We start from the raw sequence: 24,535 nt of genomic DNA, 5'->3' as shown, positions 1-24,535 counted from the left end.
ACAGCATTGGGTAATCGGGTCTAAAGGCGCCTAATTCATCGCCATATCGGGCCGTTTGGAGTTGACGATCACCGCCCGCACGTAATTGCTCCGGCGGCCGGAGGGTGCGATCACCGTGGCTTTAAATACCCGTTCTTCACCCGGGGGTACCACCACTTTTACCGCTTCGCGATATTCCAGGTCGGTATCGGACGGATCAAAGTTGTCGATCGTATAATAGATTTTCCCGCCTGCTACGGAGGACCTCAGCTGGTTAAACGTGTGTTCTGATGCGTAAATAACCGTATCCTGCAATCCCAGTACTTCAGGTACCCGGTATACCGTTTCCGTCCGGTCCAGTCTGGCCAGGTGCGCGGGCACCCGGAGGGTGGAAAAGTCCTGCCAGTTTTTCTTTGCGGGGTCGGTCCATGCGATTTCCGACAGGGCGAAAAGTCGCGGAAAAATCGTGAATTCCACCTTATTCGGCGTTTCGATATATTCCGTCCATACATTGGCCTGTACGCCGATGATGTGTTTTTTTTCGGCAGCTGACAGGGCCTGGGGAGTCGGGTCAGCGGAATACACCTTTTGTAGGGTGGAGAGACCACCGATGTTCAGTGGCTCCCGGTTGACATCAGGTCCCTGTTTGTGGTCGAAATAAAGCCCGTAGCTGTTTGCCGTCATGATCACGTCGTGTCCCAGTTTTGCCGCGTCAATGCCGCCTGCTTCGCCCCGCCAGCTCATTACCGTGGCATCAGGTGCCAATCCGCCTTCCAGGATCTCATCCCAGCCGATGATGCGGCGTCCTTTGCTGTTGACGTATTTTTCGATGCGGTGGATCACATAGCTTTGCAACTCGTGCTCGTCGGCTAATCCCTCGTCCTTGATCCGTTTCTGGCAGTAGGGGCAGGTTTCCCAGCGGTCTTTCGGGCATTCGTCGCCGCCGATGTGGATGTATGCACTGGGGAATATAGCAATGACTTCATCGAGCACATCCTCCAGAAAGGTGAACGTTTCTTCTTTGCCGGCGCAGAACACCTCTTCAAATACACCCCAGTGCTGTGCCACGTGGTAGGGTCCCGGGTTTTCACCGCACCCCAGGTGGGGGTATGCCGTCAGCGCTGCCTGGGCATGCCCCGGTAATTCAATTTCGGGGATAACCGTGACGTAACGCGCTGCCGCATAAGCTACAACCTCCCTTGCCTCTTCCTGGGTGTAGAAACCACCGTAACGGGCGCCGTCATACATGCCCGGCCGGCGGTTCCGGCCAATCAGTGTCTGGTCACGGAAGGCAGCCACCTCGGCGAGTTTGGGGTATTTTTTGATCTCGATGCGCCAGCCCTGGTCGTCCGTAAGGTGCCAGTGGAACGTGTTGAGTTTATAGGCGGCAATGAAGTCGATGTATTTCTTGATAAAGGAGATGGGAAACATGTGGCGGCCCACGTCCAGGTGCAGTCCGCGGTAAGCATACCGCGGCGCATCCCGGATGGTCACGGCCGGAACCATCAGACCTGCTTCAGCATCGGATGGCAGGAGCTGTATCAGGGTCTGCATGGCGTAAAACAGTCCGGCACCCTTTCCATGCAGCGCGATCCCGCCTGGCGACACGACCAGTTCATATCCCTCGGGGTTGGTGATATCTCCGGCTTTTTTCGACGCAAAATGGATGACCGAAGCGCCGGTTGCGTTTGGCTGGACGGGAAGATCCAGCTGCAGCGCTTCGCGGACATATGCCTGGAAAAATACGGCAATTTCCCGGTCTGCGTCGCTATCATACGCAATGCGCGTTGCTGCGCTAAGCGTGAAATTTCCGTCGCCTACCTGCAACACGTCCGGTGCGGGAATAATGGCCGGTACAGGGGTGGTTTCCTGGGCTAGGGCATAGGTAACTAAACACCACATAGCCAGTAAAAAGGAATAAATTTTCTTCATGAGCAATACTGTTTAAGTTCGTTGGTGTGATCTCGTAGACATCAAAGATATAAATGTTGGGCGAATGCACAATACCCAGTCAATATAATCATTGCGTGTTGCTGCCGGAAACTGCCGGATGTCGAAATAAATTTGGAAGTGTAACCTTTATTTTCTTTCTTAGCGTGTACGTTACCGTAACCTGATTATGAATCCGCCGGCGGCTCGCTGCCAGCATCGGTGCCGCATACCGCTGCGTGTACCCTAACTTAATTGTTCATCATGACAGAAACTAACCAAAGCAGACGGACGTTCATTAAATCGGCGGCAGTAACCGGGCTCGGCGTATCACTCGGGCAGGTGACTCTGCTGGGAAATACGGTCCGGCCGGGTAAGCGCGTTGGCATTATCGGCCTGGATACTTCACACAGCATTGCCTTTGCCAAGGCACTCAATGCGGCGTCGCCGGATCCAAAGCTGAAGGGATACCGGGCTGTTGCAGCCTATCCATACGGAAGCAAAACCATTGAAAGCAGTTTTTCCCGGATTCCGGGTTATATCGATGAAGTAAAAAAACTGGGCGTGGAGGTAGTGGATTCCATTCCGGCCCTGCTGTCCGGCGTGGACGCGGTGTTGCTGGAAACGAACGATGGCCGGCTGCACCTGGAGCAGGCACTGGAGGTGTTTAAGGCAGGCAAGCCGGTATTTATTGATAAGCCGATTGCGGCGTCGCTGGCCGATGCACAGGCCATCTTTGATGCGGCAGCCACCCACCGGGTTCCCGTATTCTCCACCTCATCACTGCGGTACGCCGAAAACATTGCTGAAATCAGGTCCGGCGCCCTGATTGGTCCGGTTACCGGCGCGGCTACCTATAGCCCGGCACCCATCGAGCCTACCCACCCGGATTTATTGTGGTATGGCATCCATGGCATCGAAATGCTGTATGCATTACTGGGTACGGGCTGTGAACGTGTTACCCGGGTTTACAGCGAGGGTACAGACATCGTCGTAGGTACGTGGTCGGACGGGCGGGTGGGTACTTTCCGGGGAATCCGGAGTGGCCGGACCGGCTACGGGGGGACGGCCTTCGGCGAAAAAGGACAGGCGGCCATCGGGGAATACGGCGGGTATATCCCGCTGCTGTATCAGATTGTTGATTTTTTTGACAGCGGTGTACCGCCGGTTGATTCGAAGGAAACCCTGGAACTGGTTGCGTTTATTGAGGCGGCAGACGAAAGCAGGAAACGCGGCGGCGCATCGGTGTCGCTTTGGAATCGTTAACCAACCATACCCGAGGATCATCATGGCACATTATTACGATACGTATTCACGGAGAACTTTTATTCAGGCCGGTTCATGGACGCTGGCCGGCCTGGCGTTGGGGCTGCCCGCGTTCGCTGGTGCGCGGCAAAACGGAACCACCCGGCTGGGCATTATCGGTATGGGAAACCGGGGCGGGGGCATCGCCAATATCTTACGGACGCTGCCGGGCATGGAACTGGTGGCTTGCTGCGATATCATGGAAACGCAGCTCGGCGTGTCGGCGGCCGCCCCCGAAGCAGTCAGGCGCTACACCGATTACCGGCAATTGCTGGACGACCGGGCGGTTGACGGTGTGGTGATTGCCCTGCCGGAATACCTTCATTTCGAGGCGGCCACCGCCGCTTTGCAGGCGGGCAAGCACGTTTACCTGGAGAAGACAATGACCCATACGCCCGATGAGGCTGACCAATTGGTGGCAATAGCTGCCAATCACCCGCAACAGGTACTGCAGATCGGTCACCAATACCGCTATTTTATGCTGTACCACAAGGTCAACGAGGCCATCCGGAAAGGCTGGATCGGAAACGTGCTGCAGTATGAGTGCCAGTATCACCGCAATTCGGACTGGCGGCGTCCGGTGCCGGACGCCGCGCTTGAACGGCAGGTCAACTGGCGCATGTACAAGGCGTATTCGGGTGGGTTGATGACGGAACTGTGTGCCCACCAGGTGGATATCCTGAATTGGTTCGCCGGTGCCCACCCCCTGCAGGTAACCGCTGTCGGGGGCATCGACTACTGGAAGGACGGACGGGAAACCTACGATAACATCCGGGCGATATATACCTATCCAGGCGGTGTCCGAGCTAACGTGAGCTCGATACTGACCAATGCCTATAACGGTTATTCCATACGGGTGCTGGGGACAGCGGGAACCATCGAAATACAGCGTACCGGGGCACTGGTATATCCTGAAAACAATAAAAAAGAACGGACTACGGTCGACGGCGTGACCGGAGCCACCAGCGAATCCTGGGGACAGGGAAAACCGGTGCCGCTTGCTTTTGAAAACCAGGATGCCGAGAACCGGGATCCCACGGCCTACGCGCTGCTTGATTTCGCCGACTGCATACGTACCGGAAAGAAACCTTTTTCCAACGTGGAAACGGGTCGTGATTCGGCAAAGGCTGTGATGCTGGCCAACCGTTCAGCAGAAACCGGAAAGATTCAGCAATGGCAATAACCCCGCAGGAACCGAAAAGCAGCGGCAGTTTTCCGCTGCGGCGCTGGCTGGCCACGATTGGTCCGGGGATTGTTACCGCGGCAATTGTGTTCGGTCCGAGCAAAATCACCATCACCTCCAAAATGGGGGCCCAATATGGCTATGCCCTGCTGTGGGTGGTTGTTGTGGCTATTTTCTTCATGACCATCTTCACCGCGATGGCCGCCCGTATCGGCCTGGCCACACAGCAAACGCTGCTGGGGACAATCCGTGCCCAGTATGGCAAATGGGTGTCGGGATTGGTGGGTGTCGGTGTGTTTCTGGTGGCTACATCGTTTCAGGCGGGCAATTCCGTGGGGGTAGGCATTTCCATTGCGGAGGCAAGTGGCACATCGCCGGTACCCTGGATCCTGCTGTTTAATGTCATTGGGATCGCCCTGCTTTTTTTCCGACATTTTTACCGCACACTGGAGCGGCTGATGATCGCCATTGTGGCCCTGATGCTTTTTTCCTTTCTCACGACGCTGTTTTTAGCTAAACCCACGGTTACCGAGCTGCTTGCCGGCTTCCACCCTTCCGTTCCGGAAGGTTCAACAGGACTGATCATTGCTTTTTTTGCTTCCTGTTTTTCCATTGTGGGTGCATTTTACCAGAGTTACCTTGTGCAGGAGCGGAAAAAGATCGGACAGGCCTCCGGGCAACAGGGCAACGACGGTTTCACGGGCATTATGATCCTGGGTGTCATGAGTGCCGTGGTCATGATCTGTGCGGCGGCGGTGCTGAACCGGCGGGGCATCAGCGTAACCAATGCGTCCGACATGGCGCGGGCGCTTGAACCGCTGTTCGGCCGTTATGCCTCGCAGCTGTTTTTGGTGGGATTGTTCGGAGCCTCTTTTTCTTCACTGATCGGCAACGCCACCATCGGGGGGTCGCTGCTTGCCGACGGCCTCGGTTACGGCAGCCGGCTGGATGCCAAAGCAGTGAAGCTGCTGATTGCCATTGTAATGACGGCGGGCAGTGCCATTGCCATTGGATTTGAAAAACCACCATTGGAACTGATCGTGTTTGCCCAGAGCGTAACGATTTTCCTGGTGCCGTTTATCGGTACCGCAATGTACCTGATTTCGAGTAACAGGGCGCTCATGGGCACATATGTCAATACACCGTTTGTCCGGTACAGCGGATTCGTCGGACTGCTGGCCCTGGTGCTGCTGGCCTGTTATAATTTTAATGAACTGTTTTTAACGTAATTGTTATGCATGAACTGGCAGAGCTGGAAACACGGATGCTGACCCCTTCGGCAGCATTGATTGAGGATATGCGCCGCATCAACGGCGATATCCTGTTGTTGGGTGTGGGTGGAAAGATGGGCCCGTCCATGGCGCAACTGGCCCGCCGGGCAGCCGATGCGGCAGGAACCGGGCAGCGTATCATCGGTGTTTCCCGGTTTTCAGATACGAAAGCGCGCGCGGCACTGGATGCAGCGGGGGTGGAGACCCTTGCCGCCGACCTGCTGGATGACGCGGCGCTGGCGGAACTGCCGGATGTACCCAATGTCATTTACCTCGCCGGCCAGAAATTCGGAACAACGGGCAACGCTGCATTCACCTGGGCCATGAATACCTACCTGCCGGGGCGGGTCGCCGAAAAGTACCGTAACTCCCGTATCGTCGCGTTTTCTACCGGAAATGTGTATCCCTTTTTGCCGGTTTCGGCAGGCGGTTCTTCCGAAGAGCAACCGGCCGATCCCCGGGGGGAATACGGTCAGTCCTGCCTCGGGCGCGAACGTATTTTTCAGTATTTCTCGGAAAAATACAGCACTCCGGTGCTGATTTACCGACTTAACTATGCGATTGACTACCGCTACGGTGTATTGCTGGAGATCGCCAGGTCCGTGCAGTCGGGACGGCCCGTTGACCTGTCAACCGGCCACGTCAACGTGATCTGGCAGGGTGATGCAAACGAGGTGGCGCTACGTTCACTGCTGCACTGTGCGGCACCGGCTAAGATTTTGAATGTCACCGGACCCGAAACGGTTTCGGTACGGTGGCTGGCACAGCAGTTCGGGACCCTGTTTAACCGCGAACCGGTGTTTGTCCATACCGAGGAACCAACGGCGCTGCTCAGCAACGCAGCGGAAGCCCACCGGCTTTTTGGTTACCCGAAAGTGACGCTGAAGGAGATGATCGGCCTGACCGCCGACTGGCTTATCCGGGGGGGTGAACTGCTTGACAAGCCAACCCATTTTCAGGAAAGAGAAGGTAAGTTTTAAGCTATGGAACCCATGCTTTCGAAAGAAAAACATAAACTGCTGCTGGATGGTACGGTTATCCCTGCCCATCCACTGGCACTGGACGCCGGGCGGAAGCTGGATGAAGACCGGCAACGGCTGCTGACGCGATATTACATTGCGGCGGGCGCCGGAGGTATCGCTGTAGGCGTGCACAGTACACAGTTTGCCATCCGCGACCCGGGTATTAACCTCTATGAGCCGGTGCTGCGGCTGGCGGCTGATGAGATTGATCAGGCGGACATCGGACGCCCGTTCCTGAAGGTCGCCGGCATCTGCGGCGATACCCGGCAGGCGGTAAAGGAAGCGGAAATCGCCCGCAGCTGCGGCTATGATATGGGATTGCTGAGCATGGGCGGACTGCCGGAGCTTACTGAAGAACAGTTGCTGGAACGGACTCGGGTGGTGGCGGAAACCATCCCCGTCTTCGGGTTTTACCTGCAACCCAGCGTGGGGGGGAGGATTTTTTCTTATGATTTCTGGACTGAATTTATTGCCATTCCCAACGTACTGGCCATCAAGGTAGCGGCATTCAACCGCTACCAGACGCTGGACGTCATGCGGGCGGCTTGTTTTGACCGGTCGGGCAAAAAGATTGCCCTGTATACCGGTAACGATGATAATATCATTGCCGACCTGCTGACGGACTATCGTTTTGAAGTAGATGGACATACCGTGGCCAGGCATTTTGTAGGGGGACTGCTGGGGCAGTGGGCTGTGGGAACGCATGCGGCAGTGCGTCTGCTGGATGAAATCCGGAGCTGCCGGGAATCCGGGTTCCATAATGCCGGGCAGCTGTTGGCCCGGGGCGTGCAGCTTACCGATGTCAATGCCGCTGTTTTTGACCCTGCACATCAATTCCATGGTTGCATTCCGGGCATCCATGAAGTGCTGCGCCGGGAGGGTCTGATGGCCGGTATCTGGTGCCTGGATCCGAAGGAAACGTTATCTGATGGCCAGGATACGGAGCTCGACCGGATATTCGCGGCGTACCCGGACTTACTTGATGTTGCATTTGTACAGGCTTTTCTAAAAACGGATAAACACGGATGAGATGATGTTGAATCCATTGATCCATATACAGAGGTACCACTGCCTGATTGCCTTGCTGGCCATCGGTTGCCTGGGATGCGAACCAACGCAGCAGGAAGCCGAGGCGCTGTTTACCTATGGGGCTACCACGCTGGCCATGACGACGGTCGCCGATAGCCTGGACGTGCCGTGGGAAATCTGTGCGGGTCCGGGCGGACAGCTCTGGGTTGCCGAACAGTCGGGCAAAATCAGCCGGATCGATCCCGAAACGGGCATACAGCAGGAACTGCTCTCCCTGAAGGACGTTTACCGGCAGCGGACGGGCGGACTGCTGGGGATGACGCTGCACCCGGATATGGATGCCAGCCCGTATGTTTTTATTGCCTACGTGGCGAAGAATGCGGCGGATCAACCGGTATCCCGGATTGTGCGGTATACCTATGCCGGCGATACGCTCGCCGCCCCGCTGGAAATACTGGAATATGCTGCCTGGAACGGACATTACGGTGCCAGGCTCGTGATTGCACCCGACGGCATGTTAATGGTGGCAACGGGTGATGGCGCGCAGCACGGGAATGCACAGGATGTCCTTGTGCCCCATGGAAAAATACTACGGTACCGGATCGATGGCAGCGTCCCCGCGGATAACCCGATTCCCGGCAGTCCGGTGTGGGCATGGGGCCTGCGCAATCCGCAGGGCCTGGCGTATGCCGCCGATGGACAGCTGTACAGCTCCGGACACGGGGACGCGATTGCAGATGAAGTCAATAAAATCATAAAAGGAGGAAATTACGGATGGCCGGTGGTGGAAGGATTTGTCGATACAGACGAGGAAAGGGCAGTAGCCCGCGACAGTATTATCCAGGAGCCGTTGCGGGCCTGGACACCCACTATCGGTCCTGCCGGACTGGCCCTGTACGAGTCGGATATCCTGCCGGAATTCCGTCACAGTATCCTGCTGACTACATTGAAGGGAAATGGGCTCCACGTGCTGAAACTGGATGCAGATGGGAGCCGCATTATGGCCGATACGATCTTATTCCAGCAACTGTTCGGTCGCCTGCGCTCCATTTGCGTAACCCCGGACGGCGATATTTACATCGGTACCAGTAACCGCGACTGGAACCCGAACGGATTTGCGGAAGCGCGCGACGACCGGATTATCCGGTTGTCAAAGGCTACGGCGCAGCAGCTGCGTAAGCAGAAGGCCACGCCCGCTGCGATAGCCAATCAATCCGATGTGGTGAGCCGTGGCGAACTGCTGTATACCGATTACTGTGCTTCCTGCCACCAGGGCAACGGACGGGGTGTGGAAGGGGTATTCCCGCCGCTTAACCAGGCCGGACCGGTGGCTGCTGCGGATGCGGACGCGTTGATCCGCCTGGTGCTGGAGGGCAGGGGCGAAATGCCGGCTTTTCATTTCCTGGAGGATAAGGAACTTGCGATTATACTTTCCTATGTACGGAAACGGTTTGGACCGCAGGCCAGCCGGGTATCGCGGGCGGAGGTCGCTGCGCGCAGACCGGCACCTGCCAGCAGGCAATGACGACCATTGGCGCATGCAGGTGCACGCTGCCGGTCTAAAAATGAACATACACATTCAAATAATACCGGATTATGAAAAAACGAACCAACACACGCAGGGATTTTATCAGGAAAACCGCCATCGGTACGGCGGCATTATCGGTTGGCGGAATCCTTCCGGGGTTCAGCGCCGCCAGTTACCGCCAGATCATTGGGGCTAACGAGCGGATCAGGGTGGCCATGATGGGTGTCAATGCCCGTGGGCTGGCCCTGTCGCAGAATTTTTCCCTGCAGCCCAATTGTGAGATTGTTTATGTATGTGATGTGGATACCCGGGCAGCTGAAAAATGCAGGGCAGCGGTGGAGAAAAACCAGCAGCGCCGCCCCAAAGCCGAGCCGGATATCCGGAAGCTGGTTACTTATGCTGATTTGGATGCATTGGTGGTAGCGGCGCCGGACCACTGGCATGCGCCGGCGGCAATTTTAGCGTCGCAGGCCGGCAAGCATGTTTACCTTGAAAAACCCTGCAGCCATAATCCGCACGAGGGAGAGCTGTTAGTTGCGGCACAGCAGAAGTACGGGAACGTGATCCAGATGGGTAACCAGCGGCGGTCGTGGCCCAATGTCATGGAAGGCATCCAGGCACTGCACGATGGCGCAATCGGCAGACCTTATTTCGCAAAAACGTGGTACACCAATAACCGCGCCTCCATCGGCACGGGAAAAGCGGCGGCAATACCGGAGTGGCTGAATTATGAATTATGGCAGGGACCGGCCCCGCGGAGGCCATTCAAGGACAATCTTATCCATTATAACTGGCATTGGTTCTGGCATTGGGGAACGGGAGAAGCACTCAATAATGGTACGCATATGGTAGACCTCGCCCGATGGGGGCTGCAGGTGGATTACCCGGAAAAGGTAAGCTCTTTGGGCGGACGGTACCGTTATCAAGACGACTGGGAAACACCCGATACACAGGTTATCCAGCTTGATTTCGGTAATAAAGGGCTGATTTCCTGGGAAGGGCACAGCTGCAACGGCCGCAGTGTGGAAGGTTCCAGCGTGGGCGTGATCTTTTATGGGGAAACCGGAGCACTCCAGATTAATGGCGATAATGGTTATACCATTTATGACCTGAAGAACCAGGTGATTAAGCGTGTAGAGCATAATGCCAACGTCGACTCGAGGAACCTGACCAATCCGTCCCAGGCATTGGATGCGGGGCATATCCAGAATTTTTTTGACGGCATAAAAAACGGAGGTAAGCTGCATGCAGACATCCTGAGCGGCCACATGAGCACCTTGCTGGTCCAGTTGGGCAATATTGCCCAGCGAAGCGGCAGCCTGCTGCACATCAATCCCGCCAATGGCCATATTCTTGACAATCCCGGGGCCCAGCAATATTGGCGCAGGGAATATGAACCCGGTTGGGAACCGGCGGGGTGAGCCGTAGGATGATGCAGGGAACACCTCCGGAATTTGCGCGGGCGTGTTGACGATGATTGGAAAAATCGTACCTTTGATCTGACCGGATGCCAACGGGATCCGGTTTTGATTGAGTGATGTTGACTAAAGGTATGAGTCCTATTGAAGATCAGTTTTCGGCCACGCATATTGCACATGATGAATTAATTGCCAGCCACGTGAAGCCGTATATCGGCGATGCGGATTGGCAGGTATTAACCGGCAATCTCGGCCGCATTGCCGAAGATCCGCAACCTGCGCTGCTCGCACGTGTGTTTACGGGGATTTCCAGAATCGTGAAACCGGCCGATAAGGGACGGTGGATCTCGCTGGACGGCGCCGCCGGTCCGGGGCGAAATCAGCTCCCTCTGCTGGTGAAGGACTGGATACCGGCACGACTCCTGCGGGTGTGGACACTGATGCATATTCCTCCGTTGGAACAGGCGGCTTATGTACAATTAATCGAACGGCTTTTTCTGTACGGTGAAATGGAGGAGCTGGTGGCGTTATATTCCGCATTACCGGTATTCCATTACCCTGAAGCCTGGCGCCATCGGTGTACCGAAGGCATCAGGAGCAATATCGGGCCTGTCCGGGAAGCCATCATGGCCGACAATCCTTATGCGGCAGCTTACCTGGATGAAGGCGCCTGGAACCAATTGGTGTTGAAAGGTTTTTTTACCGAAGCCGATATGCAGCGCATTGTCGGGCTGGAAAAACGCAATAATGCGCGATTGGCCTCGGCATTGGTTGATTACGCCCATGAACTTCATGCAGCCAAACGGACGATCAGTCCGCACCTGTGGCTGCTGGTTGCGCCTTTTATGGATGAACGTGCATACAGCCTGATGCGGAATATCCTGGAGCAGCATCCGGACACCGGGACCAGCCGGGCAATAGCGGTAGCGTTCCACCGGAGTGATTATGCGCCGGCAAAGGCACTGCTCAGGGAAAACAGCGAATTAACAGATTTATTGAATACGGCCGGCTAACCGAACGGTCCGCCAGCCGAAGTTTACCATTAAGATACTATGTGTAATTATAGTGATCGTGACCAGGCATCGATGGGGCAGCGTGTTGCGCTGGAATTGGACCTGGTGCAAGGATTCCGTTTTTTTGATCCGCACATCCATATGGTGTCGAGAACCACGGACGACTACCAGGCCATGGCAGATGCAGGCGTTGTCGCCGTTATTGAACCGGCGTTCTGGGTAGGGCAGCCGCGGACCGGCATCGATACGTTCCGCGATTATTACAGCAGCCTGATCGGCTGGGAGCGTTTCCGTGCTTCCCAGTTCGGTATCCGGCATTTCTGCACCATTGGATTGAATTCGCGGGAGGCCAATAACGAAGCCCTGGCTGCGCAGGTGATAGAGGTGCTTCCCTTCTTTATCCATAAAGAGGGGGTGGTTGGCATTGGCGAGATCGGCTTCGACGACCAGACACCTGCCGAGGAAAAATATTATCGCCTGCAGCTGGAGCTTGCCCGGGAAGCCGGGTTGCCTGTACAGGTACACACACCCCACCGCGACAAAACGAAGGGTACTTCCAGAAGCATGGATATTGCGCTGGAACATGGTCTGGACCCTGGGATGGTGATTATTGACCACAATACCGAAGAAACCGTCAAGGAAGTGCTGGACAGGGGATTCTGGGCTGCGTTTACAATTTATCCGTTTACGAAAATGGGCAATGAGCGGATGGTGGAAATTGTAAAAGAATACGGACCTGATCGGATCATGGTAAATTCTGCTGCCGACTGGGGGATCAGCGATCCACTGGCTGTGCCAAAAACTGCCGCCCTGATGGTGAAAAGCGGGATTTCCAGGGAAACAATTGAGGCGGTATGTTACAAAAACGCCATCGCCGCTTTTGGCCGGAGCGGCCAGCTTGACGAGGCGATGCTCCAGGAGCAGGCCCCCATTGACCAAGGCCAGAAATTTGAAGGCAATTCCATCCTGCGGGGTGGACAGCAGCCGCGGCGGAATGTCGGTTCCATTGTGATTTCCTAATTCCGGAACACGGACATGAAATGGAGGGCATATTTAACGCTGATGCGTCCGGCCAACGTTGTGACGGCTATTTCCGATGTGATGGCCGGGACTGCGGTTTCGGCTCTTTATTTCGCCGGTTGGAACGGACAGCTCGACCTGCAGGCGCTCCTGTTGCTGGTGGTTTCGACCATCGGCTTATATGGTGGCGGTGTGATTTTCAACGATATTTTTGATGCCCGGCTGGATGCTGTTGAGCGGCCCGAACGGCCGATTCCCAGCGGACGGGTACCGCTGAACCGGGCGATGATTTTCGGTACGGCATGGTTTGCAGTGGGCGTCTTTTCGGCTGCAGCGGTGAGCCTGCTTTCGGGTGCGATTGCAGTATCCATTGTGCTGATGTGTCTGTTATATGATAAATGGGCAAAACACCACGTGGTAACCGGACCCATTGCCATGGGGATGTGCCGGGGGTTGAACCTGCTGCTTGGCATGAGCCTGCTTGCGGGCGTACTCCCTGTAGTTTGGTGGCTGGCGGTTATTCCGGTAATTTATATTGCGGCCATTACGGTGGTCAGCCGGGGGGAGGTTCACGGGGGGCAGCGGGCACCGTTGCTTTTTGCTGCGCTGCTGTATGCAGCGGTCATCGGATTGATCATCTATTTCGGCCTCTGGAAGGGTGCAGCGTGGTTTGGCTGGCTGATCCTGCTGATATTTGCTTTTACAATTTATGCGCCATTGGTTAAGGCTATCCGGACAAAGGCCCCGCTGGATATCCGTAAATCGGTAAAATATGGTGTGCTCGCCTTGATTTTTATGAACGCCATCTGGGTGGCCGCGGCGGGTATGTGGGGCCTTACCGTCGTTGTATTGTCACTTTTTCCTATATCCATTTGGTTGTCAAAAATGTTTTCGGTTACTTAACGCGTTTTTCAGGTTTGGAAGCAATACGTGTTTATTCAGGAGTATGATTAAAGAAGTTATCCAGCAGTCGTTTCAGGTCAGCTATCAGTATCAGGTACATTTTACCCGTGACTTATTTGCGGCGACCAATCCGTTATTCAGGCAATTTCTCGCGGCGCACCCCGGGGCTCCGGCTGCCCGGGCTTTGGTGGTGGTGGATGAAGGAGTCATGCGGCATCATGCCCGCCTGCAAACGCAGATCCAGGCCTATTTTGAAACGGTACCCGGCGTTTCGCTGGTGAGCGGACCGATGGTGGTCAGCGGGGGAGAAGAGGCCAAGAATAACCAGGAGGTAGTCGACCAGATTATCATGGCAGTCGACCGCTACGGTATCGACCGGCATTCTTATGTAATTGCCATCGGCGGCGGTGCCGTATTGGACGCCGTGGGTTATGCGTCAGCCATCGCGCATCGGGGTATCCGGCACATCCGGATTCCGACGACCGTATTGTCGCAGAACGACTCGGGAATCGGGGTGAAGAACGGGGTGAATTACCGCGGCAAAAAGAACTTCATCGGCACCTTTTGTCCGCCCTTTGCCGTATTTAACGATTTTTCATTTTTACATACGCTCTCGCACCGTGCCTGGCTTTCGGGGATATCCGAAGCAATAAAAGTGGCGCTGATTAAGGACGCTGATTTCTTTGAATGGATTGTGCAGCATACCGCGGCGCTTCGCGAGCGCGACGCCGAAGCCATGGAATACCTGATTTACCGGTGTGCGGAACTGCACCTGCAGCATATTGCGGGAGCTGACCCGTTTGAATTCGGCTCATCAAGGCCGCTGGATTTCGGCCATTGGAGCGCCCACAAGCTGGAGCAGCTTTCGGCCTTTTCGGTGATGCACGGCGAAGCGGTTGCCATCGGCATTGCGCTGGATGCCAGCTATTCGTGCCTGGCAGGTTACCTGCCGCAGTCGGATGCCCAACGGATTATCCAGGTATTGCAGGAGCTGGGCCTGCCGGTGTTCCATCCGCTGATTAACGCGACGGGCGGAGCGCATCCGTTGCTGGTCGGACTGGACGAGTTCCGGGAGCACCTTGGCGGACGGCTGACCATTATGCTGCTGCAGGGCATTGGCAGGGGTATGGAGGTGAACGACATGGATACGGAACGGGTTATCACCGCGGCCGCCATGCTTCACAACGATTTTGCCATTCAATTATAACGCAATGCAGACACCTTATGGGCATCTTACCTATTGCACCAATATTCATGGAGGGGAGACCTGGCGGGATCATTTCGCCGCACTAAAAGCACATTTTCCGGTGATCCGGGCCCAGGTGGCTCCTGATCAGCCGATGGGGATCGGTTTACGGCTGTCGGACCGGGCCAGCAGGGAGCTGAGCGACCCGCAGACGCTGGCCGAATTTAAGGCGTGGCTGACCGATCAGGGGGGATATGTATTTACGATGAATGGGTTTCCCTTCGGGGCTTTCCATGACGAGGTGGTGAAAGCGGATGTACATGCGCCCGACTGGACGACAGACGAGCGCGTTGCCTATACGCTGCGGCTGGCGGACCTGCTTGCTGAATTACTTCCGGAGGGCATGGATGGCGGCATCTCGACATCGCCGCTGGCGTACCGTCATTGGTATAACGCGACGGCCGGCGACTGGAGTGCCATGCGGAAGCGGGCCACGCAGCATATTGCTGACGTGGCCGGACGGCTTGTCGAAATTGAACGGGAACAGGGAAAGGTCTTACACCTGGACATTGAACCGGAACCGGACGGAGTGCTGGAAAGCGGCCTCGAATTTATCGACTGGTTTGAAGGGGAACTGGTACCGGAGGGGATTTCGACATTGACCAGCCGTTTCGGCTTTACGCCCGCGGCGGCCGAAGCGGCAGTGAAAAAACACATCCGGCTCTGTTATGACGTGTGTCATTTTGCCCTGGGATATGAAGTGCATGCGCGGGTTATTGAAGCGCTGGCCCGGCACGGTATACAGATCGGTAAATTCCAGCTCAGCGCTGCAGTCGGCGCGCACTTACCGACCGACCAAAACGGGCGCCGGGCCATCGGCGAAGCGTTTATGGCTTTTGACGAACCGACTTACCTGCATCAGGTACTGGCCAGGCACCGGGATGGTTCGGTGCTTCGCTTCAGGGACCTGCCGGAAGCACAGGAAAGGCTTTATGATGCGGAGGCGACTGAATGGAGGGCACACTTCCATGTGCCGGTATTTTTCGAAGACCTGGGGCTGTTAACATCTACCCGGGCCGATATTGCCCGCGTGCTGCAACTGCAACGGGATCAATTACTGACGGGCCACCTGGAAGTGGAAACCTATACTTGGCAGGTACTGCCCCCGCACCTGCAACTGCCCATTGCCGGTTCCATTTCGCGCGAACTGAACTGGGTGCTCGATGAACTGAAAAAAACGGTTAACTCATGAGAAAAACGGTTGTTTTGGATATTGTGGGACTATCTTCGGCGCTGATCGGGGATAAAACACCTTTTTTGAAATCGTACCTGGAACGGGCAGACCTGAGCCGGATTAACCCTCACCTGCCCGCGGTGACCACTGCTATGCAGTCGACTTACTTAACCGGGCTTTGGCCCACGGACCACGGGATTGTGGGAAATGGGTGGTACGACCGGACGGACAGCGAAATAAAATTCTGGAAACAGTCGAATAAGCTGGTCCAGGGCGAATCGGTCTGGGACATTGCCAGGCAGCGGAATGCTGACTTTACCTGTGCCCAGCTGTTTTGGTGGTACAATATGTACTCCGGCGCCGACTATTCGGTAACTCCCCGCCCCAATTACCTGGCCGACGGGCGGAAAATGCCGGACTGCTATTCCCATCCGGCCGGACTGCGGGATGAATTGCAGGAGAAATTCGGGCAATTTCCGCTATTCAGTTTCTGGGGACCGGGAGCGGATATTACATCGTCCGAATGGATTGCAGAAGCATCGATGTATGTCGAGGAAAAATATAGCCCGACACTGAGCCTGGTATACCTGCCCCACCTGGATTACTGCCAGCAGAAATACGGTCCAGATACGGACCGGATCGGGAAAGAATTGCTGGAAATTGACGCCTTGGTACAGCGGTTGGTTACGTTTTACGAGAAGCGCGGGGCACGGGTGATCCTCTTATCCGAATATGGTATCGTACCGGTCTCCCGACCGGTTCACATTAACCGGATATTGCGGGAAGCGGGGCTTCTGGGTATCCGTGTTGAGCGTGGACTGGAACTGCTGGACGCAGGAGCCTCCCGGGCGTTTGCTGTGGCCGATCACCAGGTAGCCCACGTTTACGTGACGGATGAAGCAACGAAGAAACAGGTGGCGGAACTGCTGGAAAACGTACCGGGGGTTGCACAGGTGCTGGATGATGCCGGTAAGCAGGCACATCACATCGCCCACGGGCGGGCCGGCGACCTGGTAGCCGTGGCGGAACCAGACAGCTGGTTTACCTACTATTTCTGGCTGGATGACCGGAAAGCGCCTGACTATGCGCGTGTGGTGGACATCCATAAGAAACCGGGTTATGACCCGGTGGAGATGTTCATGACATCGAAACTCCGCGCGGGGTATAAGCTGCTGCGGAAGAAACTCGGCTTCCGGTACGTGATGGATGTCATTCCATTGGATGCCACGCTGGTAAAAGGCTCCCACGGTGCAATTGCCGTTCCGCCCGAATATTTTCCGGTGCTGATCACGCCAGATAGGCAGAGTACGGACCTGATAACCCCCATTGCGGTGAAAGACCTGATTCTGGACAGTATTTTCGGTTAGTTCAACAGCATATTGTCAATCAGCCTGACGCCATCCACCCACGCGGCGACCAGGGCCACGGACGATCGGGTTTCCGTAAATTCATCGATGGTTTCCAGTGTCTGTGCATCGCACAGGGCGACATACTCCACTTGGACACCGGGACTGCTTTCCAGGAACCGGATGGCTTCCTCACGGAGCGTTGACGGTGCCTTTGCCGTCATATCCGTTTTTATCCACAACAATGCGCGGTACAGGGCCAGTGCCTGCTGTCGTCCGGTTGCCGATAACCGCACGTTGCGTGAACTCATGGCGAGTCCGTCGGGTTCCCTGACGGTGGGGACCATGGCCAGCTTGACCGGCAGCTGAAACTGGGCAACCAGTCTTTCGACGACTTTGAATTGCTGGAAATCTTTTTGTCCGAAACAGGCAATATCCGGCTGTACGATATCGAAAAGTTTTTTGACGACCTGGGTGACACCCTGGAAATGGCCGGGACGATGACTTGCCTCCAGGATTTCGTCCAGTCGGCCGAGATCCATATGCCAGTGCTCGTCAGGTCCGTACATTTCACTGACCTCGGGCTGGAACAGCACGTGGCAGCCGGCCTCCTGAAGCAGCCGGATGTCCGTGTCAATCGGGCGCGGGTATTTCTTCAGGTCCTCCGGGTCATTAAACTGTGTGGGATTTACGAATATGCTGCACACGACAACATCGGCTAGTGTACGGGCATGATGGATGAGTGTAATGTGTCCCTGGTGAAGCGCGCCCATGGTAGGGACAAAGGCCACGCGCAGCCGGTCCTTCCGAACCTGTTGAAGGTGGTGGCGCAGTGTTTTCCGGGTGTTGAATCGTTTCAAACGCGTAATTTTTTATCCCGCAAAAATGGTTATTTTTTGCCGCATCTCCCGAGGGTAACCGCTAACTTATTGTTATATTGACAAAAAATGATTACCTTTGCGAATCAATTTTACTTTTCTAATAAAAAAACAAAAATATTTTGGAGATGGCAAAAACGAAGATTTTGTTTGTTACCCACGAGATGTCGCCTTTCCTCGAACTAAGTAAAATTTCTGAAATTACCCGTCAATTGCCGCAGGCCATGCAGGAAAAAGGATATGAAATCCGCATCCTGATGCCGCGCTTCGGCAATATCAATGAGCGCCGGAACCGCTTGCACGAGGTGATCAGGCTTTCAGGGATGAATATTGTTGTCGACAACAATGACAATCCATTGATTATCAAAGTAGCCTCGATACCCGCTGCGCGCATGCAGGTTTATTTTCTGGACAACGAGGAGTATTTCCAACGCAAGCATGTGTTCTGTGATGAGTGTGGTGAGTTTTTTGAAGACAACAATGAACGTACGGTGTTCTTCTGCAAAGGAGCACTGGAAACCGTTAAAAAACTGGGATGGGCACCGGATGTGATCCATTGCCACGGCTGGATGAGCGCGCTGGTACCTGCTTATGTAAAAACTGCGTACAAGGACGACCCGACGTTTAAGGACGCCCGCGTGGTCTATTCCTTATACAAGGAAGAATTCAATAGCTCACTGGGCGAAAATTTCCCTGATATCGCCCTGACCGGAAACATGACGGCCGATGACATCGCGCCTTACGGTGCGGGTGACTATACGGGACTGTACCAGGGTGCATTGGCGTATTCCGATGTGGCGGTACTTACCGACAGCGGGCTGGACGAAGAAGTGTTAAATATTGTTAAAAAGAGCGATATCCAGATTTTTGAAATGGAAGACGACAAAGAATTCGAAAATTATTGCAACCTTTACGAACAGTTTTCAAGGGTAGACCTTGAAACAGCTGTAGAGGCTTAATTTTGTATAATTTCTTTGTGGATGAAACACACCTGGCTGCAATCCGACTGCGTGACATGGGTGTTCCATCAGACCATTAAATAATAATGATTCGGATGAAATATCTTAATAGAGACTTATTGACATTGTTAATAAGTCTTTTTGTTTTGGGAAGCTGTGAAAACCCCTCCAGTATCGGTTTGGATGTACAGCCCGGCGATGAAATCGTCGGCGTGTTGACCGATACGCTCACCCTACATGCCGTAACGCTTAAGGATGACAGCGCAAGGTCAAATTCATTCAATCAGACGACCTTTGGATTGCTTAACGACCCAGTCATTGGCAAGACAACAGCCGATTTAGCGCTGGCAATCGGTAAGCCGGCCAGCGTACCCCGTATCCGTGAAGATGCCGAAATTGACTCCGTTATCCTTGTGCTGCCGTATGGGAATGAATATTTTGGCGATTCTACCGGCTCCTCGTTTACCTTACAGGTACGCCAGCTGGCGGAGGTATATACTGATGGCAATTATTCCGACAAAGAATGGGCAGTGAGCGACGAGGTGCTGGCGACGAAGCTGGTGCGCCGGTTTGCCTATCGGGATACGGTGAGTGTATATAAGCACATTGACGAAAAGGATTCGCTGGTAAAGGCCGACCCCCAGTTAAGGATGGCGTTGCCGGCCGCTTTCTTCAGGAACCTGTTCAGTGAATCGGTCGATTCTGCATCGATATCCACCGAGAAAGGATTCAGCAACCACGTGAAAGGGCTTTACCTCAGTGTAGATGAAGCTTCAATGACCGGTACGGGAGGATTAATCACGTTTCGCGGTGCAACGGATGTAACCGGGATCGAGCTTGTTTACCGGCAGCCGAACGGAAAGGACGGCGACGACGCGGCAATTGATACCTTCCGCACGTTTCTGCCAACAACTGTATCCGCATCGAGTAGCTTTGCGGCACGTATCTCTTCTTCCATTAAACACGAGTATACAACCGAGGTCGCTGCTCAGTTAGCTGATCCTTCCGGCAATTTTGAGACATTATACTTACAGGCACCTGCCGGGCTCCGGGCCAAGCTCAGCCTGCCGCATATTGATTCCCTCAAAGGACTCGATATGGCGATCAACAAGGCTGAACTGGTCATTTATGTAGATCAGGGGGCGACAGGGGATGATTTCGGTTATTATGCGCCCCGACTTACCCTCTACCGCGAGGACATTGCCAACCAGCGGCAGCCTGTGCCGGATGGGGACAGCCGGAGTGACGGTCAGCGGTTTTCCGGTGACGCGCGCAGCCTGTGGTACCGCTCCAATGGTTATTGGCAGGCTTTCGGCGGCGTCTACGATAAAGACAAGCAGCGTTATATTTTCCACATCACTTCTTTTGTACAGGACCTGCTGCGCGACCGGATAAAGAACAATGAATTTTTCATTGCACCGGCATCGGAAGGGGACCGGAATGTACCGTATCAATCGGTACTCAATACCGGCAGCCGGGCGGTTATTGGCGGTGGAAATCACCCGGAATATAAGATGAAACTGAATATTTATTACACAAAATCCAATTGAGCGATTTTAATCGCAAAAAGAAAAAGGGACAGCCCATTGGATGTCCCTTTTTCTTTTTTATAATTCCCGGACTGTTTGGCAACATAATTGCGCATGAACCGAAAAGCTTAAATTGTCGATAAATTCAATATAAAACTATGTGTGGAATTGTAGGTTACATTGGCCAGCGTGAAGCATGGCAAATTATTGTAAAAGGACTCAAAAGGCTGGAATACCGGGGTTATGACAGTGCGGGCGTTGCCCTGGTGGACCAGCAGCACATTAACCACTACAAGAAGACAGGCAAGGTGAGTGATCTGGAAGCTGCTGCAGCGGGTGCAAACCTGCAGGGCAGGACCGGTATCGGACATACCCGTTGGGCTACCCACGGTGAACCGTCCGACCGGAATGCACACCCGCATCTTTCCGAAGACGGCCGGTTGGCTATTGTACACAATGGGATTATTGAGAACTACGGCCCGCTGAAGGAGGAATTATCCAGCCGGGGACATGTGTTCCAGAGTGACACGGATACGGAAGTGCTTATTCACCTGATTGCCGACATCCTGGCGGAAGAAAAGACAGACCTGCTGGAGGCTGTACGGATTGCGTTGACGCAGGTCATCGGCGCTTATGCCATCCTGGTTACCGACCGGGAACACCCGGAGCAGCTGATTGCAGCCCGTAAAGGAAGTCCCATGGTGATCGGTGTAGGTAACGGCGAATATTTCATTGCTTCCGACGCATCGCCCATCATTGAATATACGCGCAATGTAATTTACCTCAAAGACCGGGAAATTGCCTTTATCAACGGAGGGGAACTGCTGATCAAGACCATCGATAATGAGGTGCAGACCCCATACATCCAGAAGCTGGAAATGCAGCTGGAGATGCTGGAAAAGGCGGGATATGACCACTTCATGCTGAAGGAGATCCATGAGCAGCCCCGGTCCATCCGCGATTGTATGCGGGGACGGATATATCCCCAGGAAGGGAAGGTACAGTTGGGCGGTATTAAAGAATATGCCGATAAGCTGCGCAATGCCGAACGCATTATTATCGTGGCCTGCGGAACTTCCTGGCACGCCGGCCTGGTCGGGGAATACCTCATTGAAGAGTTTGCCCGCATACCGGTAGGTGTTGAATACGCATCGGAATTCCGCTACCGGAACCCGATTATCACCGAGCGGGACATCGTGATCGCGATTTCGCAGTCCGGGGAAACGGCGGATACCATGGCGGCAATTGAATTGGCTAAAGAGCGGGGAGCCACCATATTGGGGATCTGCAACGTCGTGGGGTCTTCTATTCCGCGGCTGACCCACGGTGGCGTATATACCCATGCCGGTCCGGAGATCGGTGTCGCATCCACAAAGGCATTTACGGCACAGGTTACCGTGCTTACACTAATTGCCATGTATGCGGCGCAGCTGCGTGGAACGCTCGCACAGAGTAAATTGGTGGAGCTGCTTACCTCATTGGAAGACATTCCCACGCTGGTCGAAAAGACATTGGCGTGTGACCAGGCAACCCAGTATATTGCCGCTGAAATCAAGGATGCCACCAATGCGATTTTCCTGGGACGCGGCGTCGGTTTCCCCGTGGCGCTGGAAGGGGCATTGAAACTGAAAGAGATTTCGTATATCCATGCCGAAGGATATCCGGCTGCGGAGATGAAACACGGCCCCATTGCCCTGATCGATGAGGAAATGCCCGTGGTGGTTATCGCGACACAGAATTCTTCTTACGAAAAAGTGATCAGTAACATACAGGAAGTGAAAGCCCGTAAGGGACGTGTGATAGCCATTGTAACCGAGGGCGATACCGCGGTAAGGGCATTGGCAGACTATGTGATCGAGATCCCGGATGCAGATGAGGCATTTCTTCCCTTGCTGGCTACCATACCGCTGCAGCTATTATCCTATCATACCGCACTGTTGCGGGGATGTAATGTAGACCAGCCCAGGAACCTGGCAAAGTCCGTGACGGTGGAGTAGTAGCAACCGCCGCGGCGTTAACCCCTTATAGGGTCGTTAACTTAACTGAAAATAACTAAAATGACCTGCGCACGGTATAGCTTTGGCTTTACCACGCGCAGGTCTTTTAGTGATAGTCTTTCTCCACTGTTACGGATAGTTCCGCGCTTCTGTTTTTCCGTACGTTTGTAAAATAGCTGGTGCTAATTAAAATAAACCCAGGAATTTCCTGTCGCCCTGGCCGGCTGAACGGTTGGCGGGAAAAGTGGGTTTACTTCTGGTGTTTATTTCCGGCGAACCAACCAGGGTCATGGCACAGCGAAAGCCCGTCATCGCATTCGATTGATCCTGCTGCATGAAGCGACGGGTTGCAGGGTTAAGCCAATAGGCACGGTCGTTCCACGAACCGCCTTTATAAACCCGTGCTTTGTCGTTGATCAGCGTGGTCACACCATACAGTTCCGAGTTGGTTTCATCAGCAAACCCGCGGACATCATAGTCGAAGCTGTTCTGTGCCGAATCGCCTGTTGCGGCCTGCAGTTCTTCCCAGGTTTGTTTACGCGGCGCCTTTGCGGGTACCTTTATCGGGCGGCCGTATCTATCTTTTGCAATGATGCCTTTTTCCGCATCTTCATACTGTTTGTCCATGTACACGTTGCCCCGGAACGGATTGAAATCCTGGAAGTCCTCGAAGGATAACTGCCGGTAAACATCTGCTACCCATTCGTTGACATTCCCTGCCATGTTATACAGGCCATAGTCGTTAGGTAAGTAGCTGGTTACAGATACCGTGATGTCGCCACCGTCGTTGAGGTAGCCGGCAACGCCCATGTTATCACCTCCCGTGGGTTTGAAATTGGCCATGATGAGTCCCTGGGTACGGCGCTTAGCGGAGCGAACACCCAATCCATTCCACGGATAAACCTTTCCGCTCTCGATATTTCCATATTCGGTATTTCCTACCAGGCCGAGCGCCGCATATTCCCATTCAGCTTCGGTAGGCAGGCGGTAAGGCTGTTTCAATATCCCGTCTTCCATACGCACGGGCCGGCGCGCGCCATCTTCAGCTCCCGGCCGGTTGTCCTGGGGCATCCGCTCACCATCGATTCCCTCGCCGCGGTACTGGCCGTTAAGGTAAATGTCGGTGTTGAAAGGCTCACCCGGGCGCGACTGGGACTCGGATAAGGCGCGATAGTCGACTAACGCTCCCCGCTCACGCAGGATGTGTTCATTGACCCGATCGGTCCGCCAAGCGCTGTACGCGTTTGCCTGCTCCCAGGTAACGCCTACTACGGGATAATCCTGATAGGCAGGGTGCCGCAGATAGAGGTCGACATACGGTTCATTGTAAGAAAGCGGATGGCGCCATACCAGCGTGTCCGGCAGTGCATTGTAATAAAGCTCGTTGTCGTCCGGGAAATTCTGGTTAAGCCAGTGCAGGTATTCCAGCCAGTCGGCATTGGAAACCTCTGTTTCATCCATATAAAAGGACGCCACAGTGACCCGACGTTTCAGGTTGTCGTGCGCGTAGGTAATGTCTTCATTCAGGCTGCCTCCCATGACAAAAGTACCCCCTTCAATCACGATTAAGCCGGGTCCTGGACCTTCTTTTACTTTTCTGTTAATTTGCAGCCCTCCGTTATACGGATCGTTATACGGAACACCCGTTTTCGACGATACCCCGTTCCGATTACAGGAAACAAGTACCAGGCCACTCAGGAACAGCAGAAAAAAAGGAAAATGAAATGTCGTTATCTTCATCGTAATGGTTAGTAACTGTTACGGTATCTAACTTCCAAAATTAAAAAAATATTGGACATAATCGCA

19 protein-coding genes are annotated in these 24,535 nt (G+C 54.4%); 16 read left to right on the top strand and 3 right to left on the bottom strand.

Going from position 1 to position 24,535, the window contains the following annotated elements; translation table 11 throughout:
* Positions 1–30: 30 nt before the first annotated feature.
* Positions 31–1,911 carry a beta-N-acetylhexosaminidase gene (locus NEV57_RS09445; protein ID WP_257658076.1) on the bottom strand — a complete coding sequence of 627 codons (1,881 nt, stop codon included), beginning with the start codon at positions 1,909–1,911 and terminating at the stop codon, positions 31–33.
* A 261-nt stretch (positions 1,912–2,172) separates the two neighbouring features.
* Between NEV57_RS09445 and NEV57_RS09440 the strand changes: the two genes are divergently transcribed.
* The 13 genes from NEV57_RS09440 (at position 2,173) to NEV57_RS09380 (ending at position 17,387) form a co-directional block, all read left to right on the top strand.
* Complete coding sequence (locus tag NEV57_RS09440) at positions 2,173–3,174, top strand: Gfo/Idh/MocA family protein (RefSeq protein WP_257658075.1); 1,002 nt, start codon at positions 2,173–2,175, stop codon at positions 3,172–3,174.
* Positions 3,175–3,196: 22 nt separating this feature from the next.
* Positions 3,197–4,396 (top strand): Gfo/Idh/MocA family protein, encoded by a 1,200-nt coding sequence (locus NEV57_RS09435; protein WP_257658074.1) that lies wholly within the window; start codon positions 3,197–3,199, stop codon positions 4,394–4,396.
* Complete coding sequence (locus NEV57_RS09430; protein WP_257658073.1) at positions 4,387–5,625, top strand: Nramp family divalent metal transporter; 1,239 nt, start codon at positions 4,387–4,389, stop codon at positions 5,623–5,625. Before NEV57_RS09435 ends, NEV57_RS09430 begins: the two co-directional genes overlap by 10 nt.
* Before the next feature lie 5 nt (positions 5,626–5,630).
* On the top strand, positions 5,631–6,647 hold the full coding sequence (locus NEV57_RS09425; protein ID WP_257658072.1) for an NAD-dependent epimerase/dehydratase family protein: 1,017 nt from the start codon (positions 5,631–5,633) through the stop codon (positions 6,645–6,647).
* A 12-nt stretch (positions 6,648–6,659) separates the two neighbouring features.
* Entirely contained in the window at positions 6,660–7,718 is a 1,059-nt protein-coding gene (locus NEV57_RS09420; protein WP_257658071.1) for a dihydrodipicolinate synthase family protein, read from the top strand.
* Between the two features lies 1 nt (position 7,719).
* Positions 7,720–9,243, top strand: a complete 1,524-nt coding sequence (locus NEV57_RS09415) for a PQQ-dependent sugar dehydrogenase (protein WP_257658070.1) — start codon at positions 7,720–7,722, stop codon at positions 9,241–9,243.
* A gap of 71 nt (positions 9,244–9,314) precedes the next feature.
* Complete coding sequence (locus tag NEV57_RS09410) at positions 9,315–10,667, top strand: Gfo/Idh/MocA family oxidoreductase (protein ID WP_257658069.1); 1,353 nt, start codon at positions 9,315–9,317, stop codon at positions 10,665–10,667.
* Positions 10,668–10,798: 131 nt separating this feature from the next.
* Positions 10,799–11,677 (top strand): EboA domain-containing protein, encoded by an 879-nt coding sequence (locus tag NEV57_RS09405; protein WP_257658068.1) that lies wholly within the window; start codon positions 10,799–10,801, stop codon positions 11,675–11,677.
* 39 nt (positions 11,678–11,716) lie between these two features.
* Complete coding sequence (locus tag NEV57_RS09400; protein WP_257658067.1) at positions 11,717–12,697, top strand: TatD family hydrolase; 981 nt, start codon at positions 11,717–11,719, stop codon at positions 12,695–12,697.
* 15 nt (positions 12,698–12,712) lie between these two features.
* A complete protein-coding gene (gene eboC / locus NEV57_RS09395; RefSeq protein WP_257658066.1) occupies positions 12,713–13,600 on the top strand; it encodes a UbiA-like protein EboC in 888 nt (295 codons plus the stop codon).
* Between the two features lie 43 nt (positions 13,601–13,643).
* Positions 13,644–14,807: a 3-dehydroquinate synthase gene (locus tag NEV57_RS09390; RefSeq protein WP_257658065.1), complete on the top strand. Its 1,164-nt coding sequence runs from the start codon at positions 13,644–13,646 to the stop codon at positions 14,805–14,807.
* A 4-nt stretch (positions 14,808–14,811) separates the two neighbouring features.
* Positions 14,812–16,038 carry a metabolite traffic protein EboE gene (gene eboE / locus NEV57_RS09385; RefSeq protein WP_257658064.1) on the top strand — a complete coding sequence of 409 codons (1,227 nt, stop codon included), beginning with the start codon at positions 14,812–14,814 and terminating at the stop codon, positions 16,036–16,038.
* Positions 16,035–17,387 (top strand): alkaline phosphatase family protein, encoded by a 1,353-nt coding sequence (locus NEV57_RS09380; RefSeq protein WP_257658063.1) that lies wholly within the window; start codon positions 16,035–16,037, stop codon positions 17,385–17,387. Before eboE ends, NEV57_RS09380 begins: the two co-directional genes overlap by 4 nt.
* On the opposite strand, the gene panC is transcribed toward NEV57_RS09380, so the two are convergent.
* Entirely contained in the window at positions 17,384–18,226 is an 843-nt protein-coding gene (panC, locus tag NEV57_RS09375) for a pantoate--beta-alanine ligase (protein ID WP_257658062.1), read from the bottom strand. The two genes, NEV57_RS09380 and panC, sit on opposite strands and share 4 nt — an antisense overlap.
* 146 nt (positions 18,227–18,372) lie before the next feature.
* On the opposite strand from panC, the gene NEV57_RS09370 reads away from it, so the two are divergent.
* The 3 genes from NEV57_RS09370 to glmS all read left to right on the top strand — a co-directional run bounded on the left by NEV57_RS09370 (position 18,373) and on the right by glmS (position 22,729).
* A complete protein-coding gene (locus NEV57_RS09370) occupies positions 18,373–19,203 on the top strand; it encodes a glycogen/starch synthase (RefSeq protein WP_257658061.1) in 831 nt (276 codons plus the stop codon).
* 95 nt (positions 19,204–19,298) lie between these two features.
* Complete coding sequence (locus tag NEV57_RS09365; protein ID WP_257658060.1) at positions 19,299–20,753, top strand: DUF4270 domain-containing protein; 1,455 nt, start codon at positions 19,299–19,301, stop codon at positions 20,751–20,753.
* A 137-nt stretch (positions 20,754–20,890) separates the two neighbouring features.
* Positions 20,891–22,729 (top strand): glutamine--fructose-6-phosphate transaminase (isomerizing), encoded by a 1,839-nt coding sequence (gene glmS / locus NEV57_RS09360; protein ID WP_257658059.1) that lies wholly within the window; start codon positions 20,891–20,893, stop codon positions 22,727–22,729.
* A 186-nt stretch (positions 22,730–22,915) separates the two neighbouring features.
* On the opposite strand, the gene NEV57_RS09355 is transcribed toward glmS, so the two are convergent.
* A complete protein-coding gene (locus tag NEV57_RS09355; RefSeq protein WP_257658058.1) occupies positions 22,916–24,469 on the bottom strand; it encodes an SUMF1/EgtB/PvdO family nonheme iron enzyme in 1,554 nt (517 codons plus the stop codon).
* Positions 24,470–24,535 lie beyond the last annotated feature (66 nt).

The organism is Parapedobacter lycopersici, assembly GCF_024643285.1.
GTDB lineage: Bacteria > Bacteroidota > Bacteroidia > Sphingobacteriales > Sphingobacteriaceae > Parapedobacter > Parapedobacter lycopersici.
Note: the sequence above shows the minus strand (reverse complement) of the source record. Positions and strands in the feature narration are given on the sequence as shown.